The organism is Actinomadura formosensis NBRC 14204 (assembly GCF_001552155.1).
Lineage (GTDB): Bacteria > Actinomycetota > Actinomycetes > Streptosporangiales > Streptosporangiaceae > Spirillospora > Spirillospora formosensis.
The window spans coordinates 1-15,467 of record NZ_BCQQ01000150.1; the positions used below are offsets into that span (position 1 = coordinate 1).

General features: G+C 72.7%; 11 protein-coding genes. 5 read left to right on the forward strand and 6 right to left on the reverse strand.

Annotated elements, in window-relative coordinates:
- Positions 1–46: 46 nt before the first annotated feature.
- Positions 47–1,231: an FAD-dependent oxidoreductase gene (locus tag AF1_RS28285; protein WP_067806008.1), complete on the reverse strand. Its 1,185-nt coding sequence runs from the start codon at positions 1,229–1,231 to the stop codon at positions 47–49.
- Between the two features lie 288 nt (positions 1,232–1,519).
- Here AF1_RS28285 and AF1_RS28290 point away from each other — a divergent pair, with 288 nt between their 5' ends.
- Complete coding sequence (locus tag AF1_RS28290) at positions 1,520–1,969, forward strand: CBS domain-containing protein (RefSeq protein WP_207394198.1); 450 nt, start codon at positions 1,520–1,522, stop codon at positions 1,967–1,969.
- A 23-nt stretch (positions 1,970–1,992) separates the two neighbouring features.
- Positions 1,993–2,493 carry a hypothetical protein gene (locus AF1_RS28295; protein WP_067806015.1) on the forward strand — a complete coding sequence of 167 codons (501 nt, stop codon included), beginning with the start codon at positions 1,993–1,995 and terminating at the stop codon, positions 2,491–2,493.
- Here AF1_RS28295 and AF1_RS28300 read toward each other — a convergent pair.
- Complete coding sequence (locus tag AF1_RS28300; RefSeq protein WP_067806017.1) at positions 2,490–2,891, reverse strand: PPOX class F420-dependent oxidoreductase; 402 nt, start codon at positions 2,889–2,891, stop codon at positions 2,490–2,492. The genes AF1_RS28295 and AF1_RS28300 overlap by 4 nt on opposite strands.
- Positions 2,892–2,908: 17 nt before the next feature.
- The gene (locus AF1_RS28305; RefSeq protein WP_067806031.1) at positions 2,909–3,415 is read right to left on the reverse strand and encodes an NUDIX domain-containing protein; all 507 of its coding nucleotides are present in this window, start codon (positions 3,413–3,415) and stop codon (positions 2,909–2,911) included.
- A gap of 129 nt (positions 3,416–3,544) precedes the next feature.
- Here AF1_RS28305 and AF1_RS28310 point away from each other — a divergent pair, with 129 nt between their 5' ends.
- Positions 3,545–3,826, forward strand: coding sequence for a PGPGW domain-containing protein (locus AF1_RS28310; protein WP_067806021.1), 282 nt, complete (start codon positions 3,545–3,547; stop codon positions 3,824–3,826).
- A gap of 54 nt (positions 3,827–3,880) precedes the next feature.
- Here AF1_RS28310 and AF1_RS36010 read toward each other — a convergent pair whose 3' ends face one another.
- Genes AF1_RS36010 through AF1_RS28320 form a run of 3 tightly spaced genes read right to left on the reverse strand, consistent with a single transcriptional unit; the run spans position 3,881 to position 8,615 of the window.
- Positions 3,881–5,056 (reverse strand): MGMT family protein, encoded by a 1,176-nt coding sequence (locus AF1_RS36010; protein WP_207394197.1) that lies wholly within the window; start codon positions 5,054–5,056, stop codon positions 3,881–3,883.
- On the reverse strand, positions 5,013–6,764 hold the full coding sequence (locus AF1_RS28315) for a DUF262 domain-containing protein (RefSeq protein ID WP_207394196.1): 1,752 nt from the start codon (positions 6,762–6,764) through the stop codon (positions 5,013–5,015). Before AF1_RS28315 ends, AF1_RS36010 begins: the two co-directional genes overlap by 44 nt.
- A gap of 39 nt (positions 6,765–6,803) precedes the next feature.
- Positions 6,804–8,615, reverse strand: coding sequence for a serine/threonine protein kinase (locus AF1_RS28320; protein ID WP_067806024.1), 1,812 nt, complete (start codon positions 8,613–8,615; stop codon positions 6,804–6,806).
- Positions 8,616–9,104: 489 nt separating this feature from the next.
- Here AF1_RS28320 and AF1_RS28325 point away from each other — a divergent pair, with 489 nt between their 5' ends.
- Together AF1_RS28325 and AF1_RS28330 are read left to right on the forward strand one after the other, a co-directional pair.
- Complete coding sequence (locus AF1_RS28325; RefSeq protein ID WP_067806028.1) at positions 9,105–14,921, forward strand: hypothetical protein; 5,817 nt, start codon at positions 9,105–9,107, stop codon at positions 14,919–14,921.
- Positions 14,918–15,467 (forward strand): hypothetical protein (locus AF1_RS28330; RefSeq protein ID WP_409360255.1); only part of this gene is annotated, 550 nt, incomplete at its 3' end. The genes AF1_RS28325 and AF1_RS28330, both read left to right, overlap by 4 nt.

The window sequence follows — 15,467 nt, forward strand, 5'->3', positions numbered from 1 at the left end:
ACCGGCCGCCGGCCCCGGCCGGTCCCGGCGCGGGTGCCGGGCGCGGTCACGCGGCCGGGCAGGGGGCCGACAGCCGGTTGCTGGTGCGCCGCAGGAGCAGCCCGACGGTCCGGGTCGCCACGCCGCCGGGCATCGTGCCGGCGCGCAGCGCGGGCTCGCTCTGGAGCAGGGTGCGCGGCCCGCTGGTCACGACGCTCCGGGCGGCCACCGCCGAGGCCAGCCTCGCCCGCCGGCGGCGGCTCGTGCCGTACGAGCGCAGGGCCGCGGCCAGAGCGGACCGGGACGCGCCGTCGACGTCCCCGAGCGCGCGCAGCAGCGCGGCGACGTCTTCCAGCCCCTGGCCCGCGCCCTGCGCCAGGTTGGGCGGCATCGTGTGGACCGCGTCCCCGATCAGGACGCACCGCCCGCGCCCCCACCGGCACGGGACGCGCTGACGGTGGTGCGGGAAGTACTCGAAGTCGTCCTCTGACAGGGCGGCCAGCAACTCCCGGACGGGCGCGGCCCAGTTCGCGGAGCGTTCCCGGAGCATCGCGAGGGTGCGGCCCGGGTGGTCGGTGCCGTCGCCCGGCCGTCCCGCGATGTTGAAGAACCACTGCAGCAGGCCGTCGCCCGCCGGGTTCAGCCCGATGTCGCCGTGGCGGCCGAGGAACAGCCGGGACCGGGACCCGGCCTCGAAGGGGGCGGGGACCAACCCCTGCCAGGTGACGGTGCCGGTCGGCCGCGCGTCCGCGCCATCGCGGGGGCCGAGCAGCGCCGGACGCACCCGGGAACGGATGCCGTCGGCGCCGATGAGCAGATCGGCGGTGTACTCCGCGCCGTCCTCGGTCTCGACCCGCACGGACGCGCCGTCGTCGTGGAGGCGGGCGAAGCCGGCGCCGAACCGGACGGTGCCGTCCGGCAGTCCACCGGCGAGCCGGGCGTGCAGGGCGCGGCGGCGGACGCCCATCACCGGGGCGCCGAACCGGGCCTGCAGCCGTTCGGCGTCCACCGTCATCACCGGGCGCCCCCGGACGCTGCGCACATCGATGGCGGTGATCCGCTCGCCGGCCCCGCCGAGCCGCACCCCGAGATCGCGGAGGATCGCCGTGCCGTTGCACCACAGCACGATCGCGCAGCCACCGTCGCGCGGGGCCGGCGCCCGCTCCAGGACGGTCACCTCGTGCCCGGCGGCGAGCAGCCCCCGGGCCGCGGCGAGTCCCGCGATTCCGGCCCCCACGATGAGAACACGCATGATCCGTCCTCTACGGCTAGTAGTACTACCAGTTGTAGATCGAGGTGGCCGCGCCCGCAAGATCGAGTTTCCGGCGGCCGGGCCGGCGCGAGGTGCCCGGCGGGCGAATGGATCAACCGGGCGGTAGCGGGGAAGGAGTCATGTCGTCGGATGAGGAGGGGCGGCGGCAGATGTGGTGAACGGCACTTCGACAAAAGTTACTAGTCGGTACGACAATGGGCGGAGGCACCGGATGGTGCGCGAAGCCCGTTCGGCTCTGGGGATGCAGCTGTGAAGGTCAAAGAGATCATGACGAGTCCGGTGATCACCGTGGAGCGGGACGCGCCCGTGCCCGATGTCGCGGCCCTGCTGCGCGGCCGCCGGATCAGCGCCGTCCCCGTCGTCGACCCGGACGGCGCCGTGGTGGGCCTGGTCAGCGAGTACGACCTGCTGGCCCGCGAGGGGGAGACCGCCGCCGACGTGATGACCACCGGCGTCATCAGCGTCACCGAGGACACCGACGTCGAGGAGGCCCGCCACCTGCTCCTGGAGCGGCGCATCCGCCGCGTCCCGGTGCTGGCGGGACGCGACCTCGTCGGCGTCGTCGCCCGCTCGGACGTCATGGCGCTGCTGACCACCGAATGGGCGTGCGCCGCCTGCGGTGAGATCGTCCGCGGTGAGCACCCGCCGGCCCGCTGCCCCAAATGCCACGCCGCCGCCGACCGGTTCGATCTTCAGGAACCTCTTCCCGGCACCTGAGGAACCGCCGCTACGGTGGCCGTGTGAGCGAGAGTTACCTGCTGATCCTGGGGGACCGGGACGCGATCGCGTGGGTGCTGGGCGAGGAGCGAACGGCCTTCCCCGCCACCGCCAGGGCCGAGGTCGACCGCCTTTCCGAAGGCGACGACCTCCTCATCTACGCGACCCGCGGCGCGTTCGGCAACCCGGCCCGGAACCGAGGACGCGTCATCGGCCACGCCGTCGTCACCTCCCCCGTCTCCCCGCTGGAGGAGCCGGTGAGCTTCGCCGAACGCGTGTATCCGCGCGGCTGCGATCTGCGCGTCGAATCGCTGGCTCCGTGGGGGCGGGGCGTGGAGCTGCGTCCGCTGGTGGCACGGCTCGAAGCGTTTCCCGACGTCCGAAGCTGGAGCGTCCGTCTGCGGCGTCCTCTGCTGCGCCTCCCGCAAGCGGACGCCGACCTTCTCCTGGACGCGCTGCGCCCGCTCGCGGGGTCGCTGCCCGCGAACCTGGACGGCTACAAGGAGAAGGCCGCCCGCGCCTAGGCAACGATGCGTTTGACCATGCCCTCGGCGTCCGGGTCGATGCCCCAGGAGAAAACGGTGCGGGGATGGATCCGGATGACGTCGCCGCCGAAAGGCGAGCCTTCCGGCGCCTCCACGACGGCGGTCTCGGCACGTCCCCGGATCTCGACGCCGCGCACACGCCACGGCTGGACGGACGCCAGATCGTCGACGACGAAGGCCACCTGGTCGTTGTCGCGCAGATTCCGGTACTTGCGGCTCTCGGCGAGGTTCCAGCCGCGGATGTCGATGGTGCCGGTCTCCTCGTTGTAGGCGAACCCGACCGGGTTGTTCTGCGGATCGCCCTTGGGGCCCACGGTGGCCAGGCGCCCGAGGCGCTGAGCGGACAGGTATTCGCGCTCGAGATCGGTGAGGCTCATGCCCCCAGCCTGTGACCTCAACTTGACTTGAGGTCAAGCGTGCGGATGACGTTCCGGAGCCGGGGCGACATCTCGGCCGGCAGCCCGTCCAGCGGGAACCAGCGCGCCTCAAGGATCTCCGCCGTGTCCAGTTCGAGCCGCCCACCGACGACCCGGGCCTCGTAGTAGGCCTCGATCCGGTGCCGGAAACCGCTGGCCAGCCGCAGCGGAGGCCCGGTGACCTCCACCCGCAGGGCCGTTTCCTCCCGCACCTCCCGGACGACCCCGTCCTCAAGCCGCTCACCCGCGTTGACGTAGCCGCCGGGCAGCCCCCAGGCGCGGTATCCGGGCCACAGCCGGTGCCGCAGCAGCAGGATCCGCCCCCGCTCGTCCCGGACGACCCCGCCCGCGTAGACGAGGAACGTCTGATGCCGGAGCCGCGCGATCCGCCACTGCACCCGCCCGCCGAGCCGCCTCCACACCGGCGCGGCCACCCGCCCGAGCCGGCCGCGCGCACGACGCACCACGCCGAACGGGATCTTCATCACCGAGATGCTAGCCGCCCCGACGCGCACCGGCCGTCCGCTATGGGACTGGTCACATCGCGTCGGATCGGGATCCCCGGCGGCACCGTCGTTCGTCCCAGACAAAAGGCCGAGTGACAGGGGGACGCTGTGACGACGACCACGATCGAACGCATCGAGACACGGGCAGAGCCCCGGCGCCGGGCACCGGTCCGCCTGCTGCGCAAGACCGCCGTCGCGCTCGCCGGCTTCGCTCTGATCGTCGCGGGCGTCGCCATGCTCGTCCTGCCGGGCCCCGGCATCGTGGCCATCCTCGCCGGCCTCGGCCTCCTCGGCACCGAATTCCCCACCGCCCGCCGTATCAGCACGACCCTGAACACCCAGGCCCGCACCGCCTGGCACAAACTCCGGACCGTTATGCAAAAACGCTGACGGCACGCCGTCCGGTGTGCGGCACCGGCCTTCGCATCCCAAGGCTGGCGGAGGTCAGGGCTTGTAACCGGCTTCGGCGAGGCGGTGGGCGGCCCGATCCCGTTCCTCCTCGCTGAAGAGGGAAGTGAAGCATGGATCGGTGACGTGGGCCTCCACGGAGAGGTCCAGCCGGTCGCGCTCGTGGAGAGCGGCGAAGCCGTCCGATATCTGTGGTGAGGCGAGGAGCCGTTTGGCCGCGCCCACACCGCCGTGTTCGGTGACCATGCTCAGGAACGCGGACGCGTTGTAGCCGGCTTCGGTTTTGGTACGGGCGTAGAGGAGCAGCATCGCGCTGTGGAATTCCGCGGCGAGTTCCGAGTCGTCCGGCTCGGTGGCCGCGGCCTCCTCGGGCGGCCGGGCGGTACCCACCTCGTCCATGAACCAGTCGAGAGTTTCGGTGAAATATTTCATTCCATCGCCGGAAAGGGCGGTGATGGGGAAGCTGGGACGCTTGGTCAGCCGGTCCGCGGGGATGTCGACACCGTCGATGCGGTTGAGCCGGCGGCGGAACTCTTCGCGGTGCGCCATGTCGTCGAACGGGGGACGTTTGGCGAGATGCTGGAAGACCACTTCGATGGTGGCGCCGCGCGGGTAGAAGACGACCGGCCAGATCCAGCCGCGGGCGTCCGCGCGGTCGAGCCACGGGAAGCAGCTCGTCTCGGTCGCGCCTCTCCCGAAATCGATGTTGCCGCCCCTGTCGGCCCAATGCTGGAGCGCCTGCGCGGCCAGCTCGAAGGTTTCGTCTCCGTGGACGGAGAGCTGCTCTTCGAAGCGGTCGGCGAGCAGGTCCCAGTCGTCTTCCGGATCCTCGGGGGCGTCCATGCCGATGAGTTTCGCGAGGGCCTTGGCCGCCAGCCGCTGGGTGGGGTCGGCGGCACCGCCGTTGGAGAAGGTCACGCCTTCGCTTTCGAGGACGTCCCGCGGGGCGCCGGCACGGTCGTCGGGCCACCGGAACGAGGGTGACACCGTCCCCTCGGAGGTGAGGACCCGGTGGGCGTTCTCCAGCCCGGGGCGGGACGCCATGTAGGTGCCGACGGCGGCGGGGGTGGAGCCGATGACGGTGGCCAGGTCCCCGAACGTCGTCCACGAGCCGGTGGGAAGCTCGGCGAGGAGGCGCCGGAGCAGCACCCAGGTGCGGCGCTCGTCCTCAAGGTCGGAACCGCCGGGCAGCGGCGCCGGCCACAGCGCCACGCAACGCTCGGCCAGCGCCTCCGCGCGGGCCAGAATCTGGGCCTTGCCCCACCCCGGCGCCTCGGCCCCACCCCGGCGCCTCGGCGATCTCCCGGTTCATGCGCAGGGCGCTGGCGTCGAACATCTCCTGTTTCCGCTGGAACGGATGGTTGGACAGTTTGGCGTTGTCGGCCGTCAGCGTGAGATTGCCGAGGGTGTGCAGCAGCTCCGCGTGAAGTTCGGCCGGGCCGTCTTCGCCGTCCACTTCCGTGGAGAGATGATCCAGCCAGTCCTGGGTGGCGGTCTGCGGCATCACGTGCTCGATCGTGAGCCTGGCCGCCGCGAAATCGACCGGCTCGCTCGACTGATGGCTCTGCTCAAGTCGCTTGAGGACGAAGAAACGCTGGTTCGGGCGGCCGGACCAATAGAACGGCCTCGTCCGGATGGCGGTTCTGAGCTGCTCGTCGGACGGCCAGTAACGGCGCTCTCCGGACAGGTAGCGGTGCACGGCCTTGTCGATCGGCCGGTCTTCCTCCAGTTCCTTGGGCGCGCTGTTGAGAATCCGGTTCAGGTTGTTCGTGGGGATTCCGGCGATCATCCGGCGGACGAGGAAGCTCTCGACGTAGCCGAGCGCGCGGGTGACCTCGGCCGCGGTCGCCTTCCCATGGTCGAGCAGGTCGAGCATGTGCAGGGCGATGGGAAAGGTGATCTGCCCGCCCCACTCCTGCAGCCGCCCGAGGACGGCCTGAAGGCCGGGGTCCGTTTCCCGCGTCGGCTCGACCACCCGCATGAGAAGGCGACCGCGCCGGTAGAGTTCGGCGATCTCCCCTTCGAGCGCCTCTTCGCCGCCCCGATGGACGACCTCACCCAGCCGTTGCTGCTGGGCGCGGTAGATTTCGCTCCGCCTGGCCCGGTAGTCCCCGCGGATGACGAGGTCGAGCCAGGCGAGGAGTTCGAGGTTGTCGGCGCCGAGTTCCGTCTGCATGGGCAGCCAGATCTTGCCGTAGACCCGTTCGCCGATCGTCGGCAGGAGCATGAAGACGTAATTGCGCAGCAGATCGGTCTGGCTGAGCTTGACGCCGGTGTTGTTGAGGGATTCGAAGATCCGGTAGACGTTGTCGCCCTGCTCGGCGGTGATCTCGACGACGGACAACCGGCCGCGGACGACGGTCTCCAGCCTCCTGAGCGCTTCGGGATCGCCTTCGGGATCGCCTTCGGGGTCGTAGTCGATGAGGGCCTGCTTGAAGAACCGGTAGGCGGCGCCGATGCCGTCGCTGCCGCCGGCGCCCGTCCGGTTCTCCACGCATGCGGTGAACGCCTCCCGGTCGGCCTGGGTGGGCAGGAGACGGAAATGGTCCAGGCCGTCGCGGTACTCGTTGACGAGGTACTGCTTGTGGATCCGGTCCGCGTCGCGGGACGCGATGTCCCGGAGCCGGTCGCGCAGCGCGCAGCATGCGAGCATGAGCGTCGTCAGCCGCTGCTGGCCGTCGACGACCAGCCAGCGCTGGATGTCACCCGCCGACATCGTGCCCGGGGCCAGGACGACCGACCCGATGAAATGCGGCGTCCGCTCCTCCCCGGACGCGATGATCTCCACGTGCTCGAGAACGTCCGCCCACAGCCGCGTCCATTCCCGTTGCCCCCAGCTGTAGGTGCGCTGGTACAGCGGAATCTGGAACTGCTTCTCGCCCTCGATGAGCTTGAAGAAGGCGACTTCATGAGCCTGCATAAGGGAGACCTTCCCGAACGGACTGTCGTGAGATGAGCATTAGTAGGGGCGGGTTATCGTTCCACTGCTGCCCCAGTCGCGATAGGTGGCGGAGTAGAGTGAGTGGTAGGTCAGGTCTGGTGTGATCTTGCTCCACAGGTCGATGTCGAGGCGTTCGGGCAGGTGGGCGCGGTTGATGACGAGGGTGTAGGTGACCTTGGTCAGTCCTCCGCCGAACATTTGGTAGAAGGGGGATATCGGCCCATCGGCTGCAAGATCAGCACCTACCGCGGTACCGCGGTAGGTGATGGTTCCGGCGTCGGAGTTGTGTCTGAGGGACGTGGACTTTTGTAGGAGCTCACCAATGTTATAAGGGGACGTCACCCATCTGACCTCACTTGCCGTCCAGATGAAGGCATCGTTGATCTCGCGTTGCGATTCGGCGTCTGTTGGATGGCAGGAAGTGGGATCGTCGCGGTAGTAACCGCATTCACCGAGAAGGATTATCCGTGGGCCGGCGGAGCCGTCGTATGAGGCGGCCTCCAGATCGGTGCTTAGCGTGAGGTCGTAGTTGGTGCTCCTGCCGGGCTGATAATGCAGCCTGCCCTGGGCCTTGAAACTATCGGCGCTTTGGGTCATGCCGCCCTCGACGCTGAAGGTGGCAGTTCCGCGTCGGGCAACGGCTGCCTGGACGTCGGTGGCGACTGCGGAAGGGGTTGCCGGAACGTCGGTGCTGGGCGCCCCCGCCGGTGTCTGCTGGGTCGGTGTCAGGTGGTGCTGGGACGTTTGTCGTGGTGTGGTGCCGGGGGTTGTGGGGCTGGCCGCGGCGGTCCGGCGCGGTTCGCGCGAGTCGCCGGTGACGGCTATCGCCATGGTGCCGGCGAGCAGGACCAGCGCGGCGAGGACGCCGGTCACCAGAGCCGCGCGCTGGAACATAGGCCGTTTGGCGGGGGTGGTAGCCGTGGGGAGTTTGACGGTGGCCCAGCGGGCGGTGCGTTCGTCGGCCAGGGAATCGTCGTCCGCCATGGCCAGGGCGCGGCCCTGGGCCAGGGCTTCGGGGGCGGAGATCGGGCCCTGGGAGTGCTCCAGCAGGCGGAGCAGGATGTCGCGGCTGTGCGGGCGCTTGGCCGCGTCCTTGTGCAGGGCCTGGGTCACGAGTTCGCGGAGCGGGCCGGCCAGGCCGCCCAGGTCGGGTTTGCCCGTGATGATGCGGTTCATGACGGCGGGGATGGTGTCCTGGCCATAGGGCGGGCGGCCGTTCGCCGCGTAGGCGATGGTCGCGCCCCAGGCGAACACGTCGGCGGCGGGGCCGACCACTTCGCCGGCGAGCTGCTCCGGGGCCATGTAGGACGGCGTGCCGATGACCGTGCTCGCGGCGGTCACGGTGGCGTCCATGGAACGGGCCACGCCGAAGTCGATGACGCGGGGGCCGTCCGGGCCGACCAGGACGTTGCCGGGCTTGAAGTCGCGGTGCACGATGCCGGCCTGGTGGATGGCGGCGAGCGCGGTGGCCGTGCCGATCGCGAGCCGGTACAGGGCGGGGCCGGATTGGGGGCCCTTCTCCTCGACGAGTTCGCGGAGGGACGGGCCGTCGATGAACTCCGTGACGACGTAGGGGAGGTCTTCGTCCTCGTCCACGTGGAGGATCTCCGCGGTGCAGAAGGAGGCCACCTTGCGGGCCGCCGAGATCTCCTTGAGGAACGTGTCGCGGGAGCCGCCGCGATCGTGGAGGACCTTCAGGGCGACTCGGGCGCCGCTCTCGTCCTCGGCGAGGTAGACGACGCCCTGGCCGCCCTCGCCGAGCCGTCCGAGCAGGTGGTGGCCGCCGATCCGCTCGGGGTCGCGGGAGGTCAGCGGTCTGCTCGTCGTCATGCTCGCCGGCCGTGACCGTGCATGCGGGGGCCGCCCTTTCTGCCGTGCCGGGGCGGCGGAGGCACCGGGAGCCCGTGGCGGTCCGGCCGTCGCCCGTGTGTTGCGTGAACCCGATCAACGCGCAGATTAACAGCCGGAGAGAAGATGGGGCGGCCGATCGGTCCGGCAAGGTCGGACAAGGTGGGAATTGTCCCCCATGTGGCCGCTAGTGGCCGCGTGGTGGCGGCAGAGCCCGCCGGCCCTGGTCAGCGGGTCGATGGCGGGGGCCGGAGAGTGGTATTCATGTGAACTCGATCAACATCAAGTTTGCGTTTTGATGGCAACTGATGAAAGATCGCGTTACTTTGTCATCGGCTGATCACACAGTGTTCGGACGGTGAGGGGTGGGGCGACATGGGCCAGGGGTTTCGATGTGATGAGTGTCATGAAGGGGCCGCGCCCTTCGGGGCTCTCGGTGCACGGGCCGGTGACCTGACCGAGCTTGAGGACGTGGCGCTGGCGCTGCTGTCGGCCGAGGACGTGCGGGAGGTCCTGCGGCTGGGGCCGCCCGAGCTGGTGCGGGCCGTGCTCGACATCGTGCGGCTGGGCGGCGGGAAGAAGATGCCCGCCAGGGCGCCTGAGCTGGTGCTGCGCACCATGCGGCACGGCGAGCAAAGACGCCGGAACCCGCTGCGGCAGCTCCTCGGCGGTTTCTTCGTGCACGGCTTCGGGAACTCGGAGGGGCTCGACCCGGACGACTGCGTGAAGCTGCTCGTCGCGGACACGGCCGCGGAGGTGCTGGAGCGGGCCCCCGGCCTGCGGGTCCTCCTCGGATGGGGCGTGCCCGCGGCCTTCGTGCGCTGGGGGCTGGTGCGGGTCGTGCTGGCGGACCGTCCGCTCGCGGTGGTGGCGCTCGGGCTGCTGGCGGCGGAGCCGGTGGAGAGGATGCCCGGCGCGCGGGCCGTGTGGGAGGCGGTCAGGGAGGAGCATCCCGAACTGCCCGCGCGGCCCGCCGGTGTACTGGAGCTGGGGAAGATCGCCGCCGGGGGCGCGGCGGAGCCCGTGCCCGGCCCCGAGGAGCTCGCCGTGGAGCTGGACGAGCTGCGCGGCCGGTTCGAGAGCGCGGCGGACGCGGCCGAGCGCACCGCCGTGCTCCTGCGGGACGGGCATCGGCCCGAGGACGGCGACCTGATCCTCCTCCAATGTGCCGCCGCCGACTTCGATGGGCTCCGGGCGCGGATCGAGACCGCCGCCCCCGGCGAGCGCCCCGCCGAGCTGGCCGCTCTCGCCGCCGCGGTCAAGGCCGCGGCGGAGGCGGGCCTGCGGGACGACCGGGTGCGTGCGCTGCGGGGGATCGAGGGGCCGGACGTCGTGGCCGGCCTGCTGGCGGAGGTGCGGCAGGCCGCCGAGGCCGGGGATGAGAGCGACGGCCTGACCGTGCTGGCCGAGCTCATCGAGGTGCGTGCGGAGGACCGGCTGCGCGCCCCGGCCCTGGCGGATCGGGCGCGGGCGGAGCTGCCGGAGCGCTGGCACCGCCTCATCGATGTGGCGCTGATGGGGGAGCTCGCGATCGGCGCCGACCCCGGCGAGCCCGCCCCCGCGCGGACACCGGCCGAGCCGGAACCCGAACGCGAGGCGGAGACCCGCGCGGTGGACGATCCCGGCGTGCCCGGCGTGCCCGCTCCCCGGCAGGCGCCCGCGGTCGAGACCGTCCGGGAGGACGAGGCCGCGCTGAGGGCTCTCGACGCCTTCCTGGAAGAAGCGGTTCCCGCGGGCACCGAACCCCCGCCGGAGCCGTCCGGTCCGCGTGCCGAACCGCACGCCGGCGCCGGGACGCCTCCGGCCGAGGAGGTGCCGGCGGAGCCCGGACCCGCCGAGCCGGAGCCGGCCGGTGAGCCGGACGAGGCGGAGGCCGCGGCGCTGAACGCCCGGCGGTTCGGGCTCGCGGGCTGGTTGCGCAGGGCGGCCGGGCGGCCGGACGCCGAGGTCAACGCGCGCTGGTGCGCGGCGCTCGCGCCGGAGACGGCGGTGTTCGCGGGGCCGCTGTCGGCGGAGTTCGCCGCCGCGGCCCGGGAGCTGGACGCCAAGGCGCTCGCCGACGACCCCGCCGGCGGGCTGCTGGCGTGGGCGGCCGCGATCCGGGCGGGGCTCGTGCATCCGGAGGCGACCCGGCTGGTGGAGAACCTGAACGTGGTCGTGTCGCGGCATACCGTCCTCAGGGAGTGCGGTGAGGCGTTCACGCAGGCGGCACGGGCCGGTCTGTACCTGAGCCCCGGCATGGACGGCCAGCTCCGCGGTGCCGCGGAGCTGGCGCGGGCCCGCGGCGCCGCGGCCCGGGAGGCGGCGCGGCTGCTGGAGGAGGCGCCGCACCGGACGATCAAGCTGGCCCGCGCCACCGAGGTGTGGAAGTCGCTGCTGCTGCCGGACGGTGTGCTCCGCGAGCTGCTGAGACCGGCCGCCGAGGACGATCCGGCGCGGGCCGCCGAGGTGGCGGCGGAGGTCGTCCGGCTGCGCGGCGGTGCCGGTGTCGACCGGCTGATCGACGAGACCGACGCGCGTGTCAACGACCCCCAGAAGGGCAAGCCGATCATCGCGGGCGCGCGGGCGAAGCTGCACGCGTGGATCGACGGCGCGCTCAGCACCGCCGGCCAGTGGGCGGTGGCGGTCAAGGAGCATGAGGACGCCGCGTCCGGTGACCGCGACTGGCGGACGGGGCCGCTGCAGCAGTTGCGGGACGCGATCGCGGGGCGGCGCCGGGAGATCGGCGAGGCGCTCACCGCGATGGCGGACACCGTGGGCGAGGCCGCCGCGGACGCCGCGCGGTTCCTGCTCGACTGCGCGTTCGGCCTGCTGGACGGGGCGGAGCTGCCCGAGACCGAGCCGCCCGCCGGCCATGTCCTGCACCGGGACCTGCTGCCGGCCGCCGACCTGCCGGTGAACCCGCGCACGCTGGAGCCGGAGGGCGAGGTCGCGGTGGCCGGCCTTGCGTCCGTCGCGCACGCCGGCCCGCCCGACTGGGCGGAGGTGTTCCAGGCGCGGGCCGCGTGGCTCGATCACGACGGCACGCAGGCGGTCGTCTCCGTCCTGCGGACGCTCGACCCCGACGCCGCCGCGCGGCTGCGGGTCCGCCGGGAGGGCCTGGTCCGCGGCGCCCGCGCCGCGCGGGACGAGCGCGTCGAGCAGGTCCGCGACCTGGTCGCGATGGCGCGGCGGGACGGGCTGCTCACCGAGGGCGAGGAACGCGGGGCCGAGGAGGCGGTGCGGCTCCTCATCGCGGGCGACCGGCACGACTTCGACCGGATCGGACGCGAACTCGACGCGCTGCTCGCCCGGCTGGAGCGGTGCTGCGAGGCGAGCGCCCGGAAGGCGCGGGAGGCGCTCGCCGAAGCGCGCCGCGCCGGGAATCTCCGCGAGGCGGACGTGCGGCGCATCGAACGGCACATCGAGGCCCGCGACCTGACGACCGCGCGGGAGTTCCTCGCGCAGCTGAAGGCCGGCAAACAGCTCCCGGAACAGCGTGAGAACCCCGATTTCGGGCGTTTTTATCCCGCGTTCCCCGACGTGTTCCACCGGCACTCCCGGCGGACCGGCAAACGCGCCCGCAAGCAGGAGACCAGCGGGTACATCGACGCGCTGAAGGACGCCCTGATCGCCGGGCACGACGTCGCCGAACCGGAGCTGTACGACCTGCTCGCCGGGGCGGGCCTCGACATCCCGCAACTGCGCGAGGCGTCCCGCCGGGTCGCGGGGGAGGGGCTGCGCAAGTGGCTGAACCTGCGGGAGGGCCGGGCCAAGACCCCCGGCAACCTGCGGTCGCTGATCGACGCGATCCTCAAGATGGTCGGGCTGGAGGGGACGCAGGGCGACACCGACCAGGCCCCCGACCGGATGTGGATCGTGCTGGACGACGTCCGGCACGTCGGCTCGGTCGGCGGGGCGCTGCTGCCCGCGTTCGGCTCGCAGAAGAGCCCGTCCGGTGGACGGCTCCGGCTGCTGCTGCACTGGGGGCGCCCCGGCCCGCAGCAGCTCCTCGACCTGCTCGGCGGGCAGCCCGAAGGCGAGACCGTGCTCGTGTTCTACTTCGGCGTCCTGTCGGCGGGCGACCGCGCGCAGCTCGGCCAGGCCGCCCGCAGCCGCCCGGCGCCGGTCGCCGGGGTGCTCGACGACGCCGCGATCGCCTACCTGGCGTGCCGGCCGCAGGACTGGTCGGTCGCGGTGGCGCTGATGGCGCCGTTCACCGCCACCGACCCCTACACCCCGACCGGCGGTGTCCCGGAGGAGATGTTCTACGGGCGGTCCGAGCAGCTCCGCAAGGTCACCGACCGGATGGGGCCGTCGTTCGTGTTCGGCGGGCGGCAGCTCGGCAAGTCGGCGCTGCTGCGCAAGGCCGAACGCGATCTGGCGTCCGACCCGAACCGGACGGTGATCCTGGAGACGATCCAGACGGTCGGGAAGGTCCGGTCGCTGTCGCTGTGGCCGATCCTCGGCGACCGGCTCGCCAGGGCCGGGGTCGTGCGGTCCGGGCTGACCGGCCGGGACCAGGTGATCGAGGCGGTGCGCGGGTGGGCGGACGCCGACGGGAACCGGCAACTGCTCATCCTGCTGGACGAGGCCGACGGCTTCCTCAACCGGGACGCCGAGGGCGGCCGCTTCGAGGACGTCACCGCCCTGCGCACCCTCATGGAGGACACCGGCCGCCGCGTCAAGGTGGTGTGGGCGGGCCTGCACCAGACCGCGCGGTTCCACGGCCTGCCGAACCAGCCGCTCGCGCAGCTCGGCGAGCCGATCGCGATCGGCCCGCTGGACCCGCAGGACGCGTTCAACCTGCTCGTCCGGCCGCTCGCCACGCTCGGCTTCGTGTTCCCCGAGACGCTCGCCGCCCGCGTGATCGCCGAGGCCAACAACGCCCCGGCGCTCGTCCAGCTGTTCGCCGAGAAGCTGCTCGGCCGGCTGCGGGAGGGCCACCGGCCCCTCCCGTACGAGATCACCGCGGCGGACGTGGCGGAGGTGTGGCGCGACCAGAAGCTCGTGGACGGCTTCCAGAAACGGTTCGACTACACGCTCGACCTCGACAAGCGGTACAAGGTCATCGCCTACACGGTGGCGCTGCACGCCCTCGGCGACGGCGCCGGGGAGGCCCTCACCGTGCGGCGGCTGCGCGAGGAGTGCCGGTACTGGTGGGCGCGGGGGTTCGAGGGCTGCAGCGGCGACGACTTCCGCAGCCTCCTCGCCGAATGCGTCAACCTCGGCGTCCTCGGGGTGGACGAGGGCCGGTACCGGCTGCGCACCCCGCACGTCCTGCGGTTGCTCGGCGGCGTCCGGGAGATCGAGAACGCGCTGGAGAACGCGGCCGACTTCGACGATCCGGACGAATTCGACGCGCATTCCTACCGGATGGTGCACCTGAACGGGCCGGACCGGGCGCCGCTCAGCATCGGGCAGATCACCGGGCTGCTGCGGCCGGGCCGGCTCGTCCACGTGGTGGCCGGGTCGGCGGCGCTGCACGCCGAGCGGGTCGTGGCGTCGCTGGAGGCGATGCCGTCCGGCCGGTCCGACCTGGAGATCCGGGTCGTCCGGCCGGGGGAGGGGACGTTCGACAGCGCGGTGCTGCGCGCCCGCCGGCACCGCGGCCACGACGTGATCGTCCTCGACCTGCACGCGGTGCGGGACGGTGAGCAGTTCGAACGGCGGTTCACCGAGGCGCGGCTCGCGGTCGCCGACCGGTCCGGGGAGGGCACGCTCGCGGTGGTGCTCGTCGCCGGTCCCGCCTCGGCCGCCGGCTGGCTCCGGCACGCGGGCGACGACGACGTCGAGCTGGTGCCGCTGCGGCGGCTCGACCCGCCCGCGATCCGGCAGTGGATGCTGGAGGACTCGCTCGGCTTCCCCGACGACGCCGGGCAGCGCGAGCTCCTCCGGCGCACCGGCGGCTGGCCGGTGCTGGTCGGACGGGTCGTCACCGCCCTCGCCGGACGCGACCGCGACCAGGCGCTGGAGAACGTCCTGCGGCAGGTGCGCGGCAGGCCGGCGGCGTTCCTGGACGACACCGGGGTCGGGATGCGGGCGGACCCGTGCCTGGCCATCGCGTGGCGGGTCCTCGTCCGGGAGGACGACCGCGGGACGGCCGAGGACCTCGGCGCGCTCCTCACCGCCTACGGGGAGGAGGACTGGCCCGGGCTCACCCCCGATGCGCTGCGTGACCACGGCTACGCCGGGACAGGCGACCTGGTCGAGGCGCTGCGGGTGCTCGGCGCGCTGGAGCCCGTGGACGGCGCGCTGTGCTGCGAGCCCGTCCTCGCCGAGGTCACCCGGTGGGCGGAGGGCGCGTGACCGCCGGCGAACCCGCCGCCGCCGGGGGAGCGCTCGAACCGGTGCTGCGCGCCGTCGCGCTCGTGATGCTGGAGCGCCCGTCCGCCGCCCGGCTCCCGTCCGACCCCGGCGCGCTGGTCAGGGAGCACACCCCGCTGCTGCTGGACGCGGTCGAGCGGTTCCCCGCGGTGCGCGACCGGGCCGCCGGGCGTCTCGCGGACGCCGGGGACGCCGGGGACGAGGCCCGCGCGCTGGCCGCCGTCCTGCTGCATCCCGATGACGGCGTCGTCCGGGCCGGGCTGGCCTGGATCAGGGGCCGTGACCGGGCGGCCGAGCGCGCGCGGCGGGACGCCGAACGCGCCGCCCGCAAGATCGACCGGCTGCGGAAACGCCTCAGCGCCGAGCAGGGCCGCCTGGAGTACGCGCGGCGGGACGTGCGGGACGCGTCCCGGCTGCTCGCCGGCGCCCGGGAGGCGCTCGCCGAGCAGGAGGAGCGGGCCGGCGACCTGACCCGGCGGCTGGTGACCGAGCGGCGGCGGTGGCGGGACCCGCGGGCCCTCGCCGCCG

Coding starts and splice junctions, on each gene's coding strand:
- AF1_RS28285 (WP_067806008.1), bottom strand. CDS start 1,231: ATGCGTGTTCTCATCGTGGGGGCCGGAATCGCGGGACTCGCCGCGGCC.
- AF1_RS28290 (WP_207394198.1), top strand. CDS start 1,520: ATGACGAGTCCGGTGATCACCGTGGAGCGGGACGCGCCCGTGCCCGAT.
- AF1_RS28300 (WP_067806017.1), bottom strand. CDS start 2,891: ATGAGCCTCACCGATCTCGAGCGCGAATACCTGTCCGCTCAGCGCCTC.
- AF1_RS28305 (WP_067806031.1), bottom strand. CDS start 3,415: ATGAAGATCCCGTTCGGCGTGGTGCGTCGTGCGCGCGGCCGGCTCGGG.
- AF1_RS28315 (WP_207394196.1), bottom strand. CDS start 6,764: ATGCAGGCTCATGAAGTCGCCTTCTTCAAGCTCATCGAGGGCGAGAAG.
- AF1_RS28320 (WP_067806024.1), bottom strand. CDS start 8,615: ATGACGACGAGCAGACCGCTGACCTCCCGCGACCCCGAGCGGATCGGC.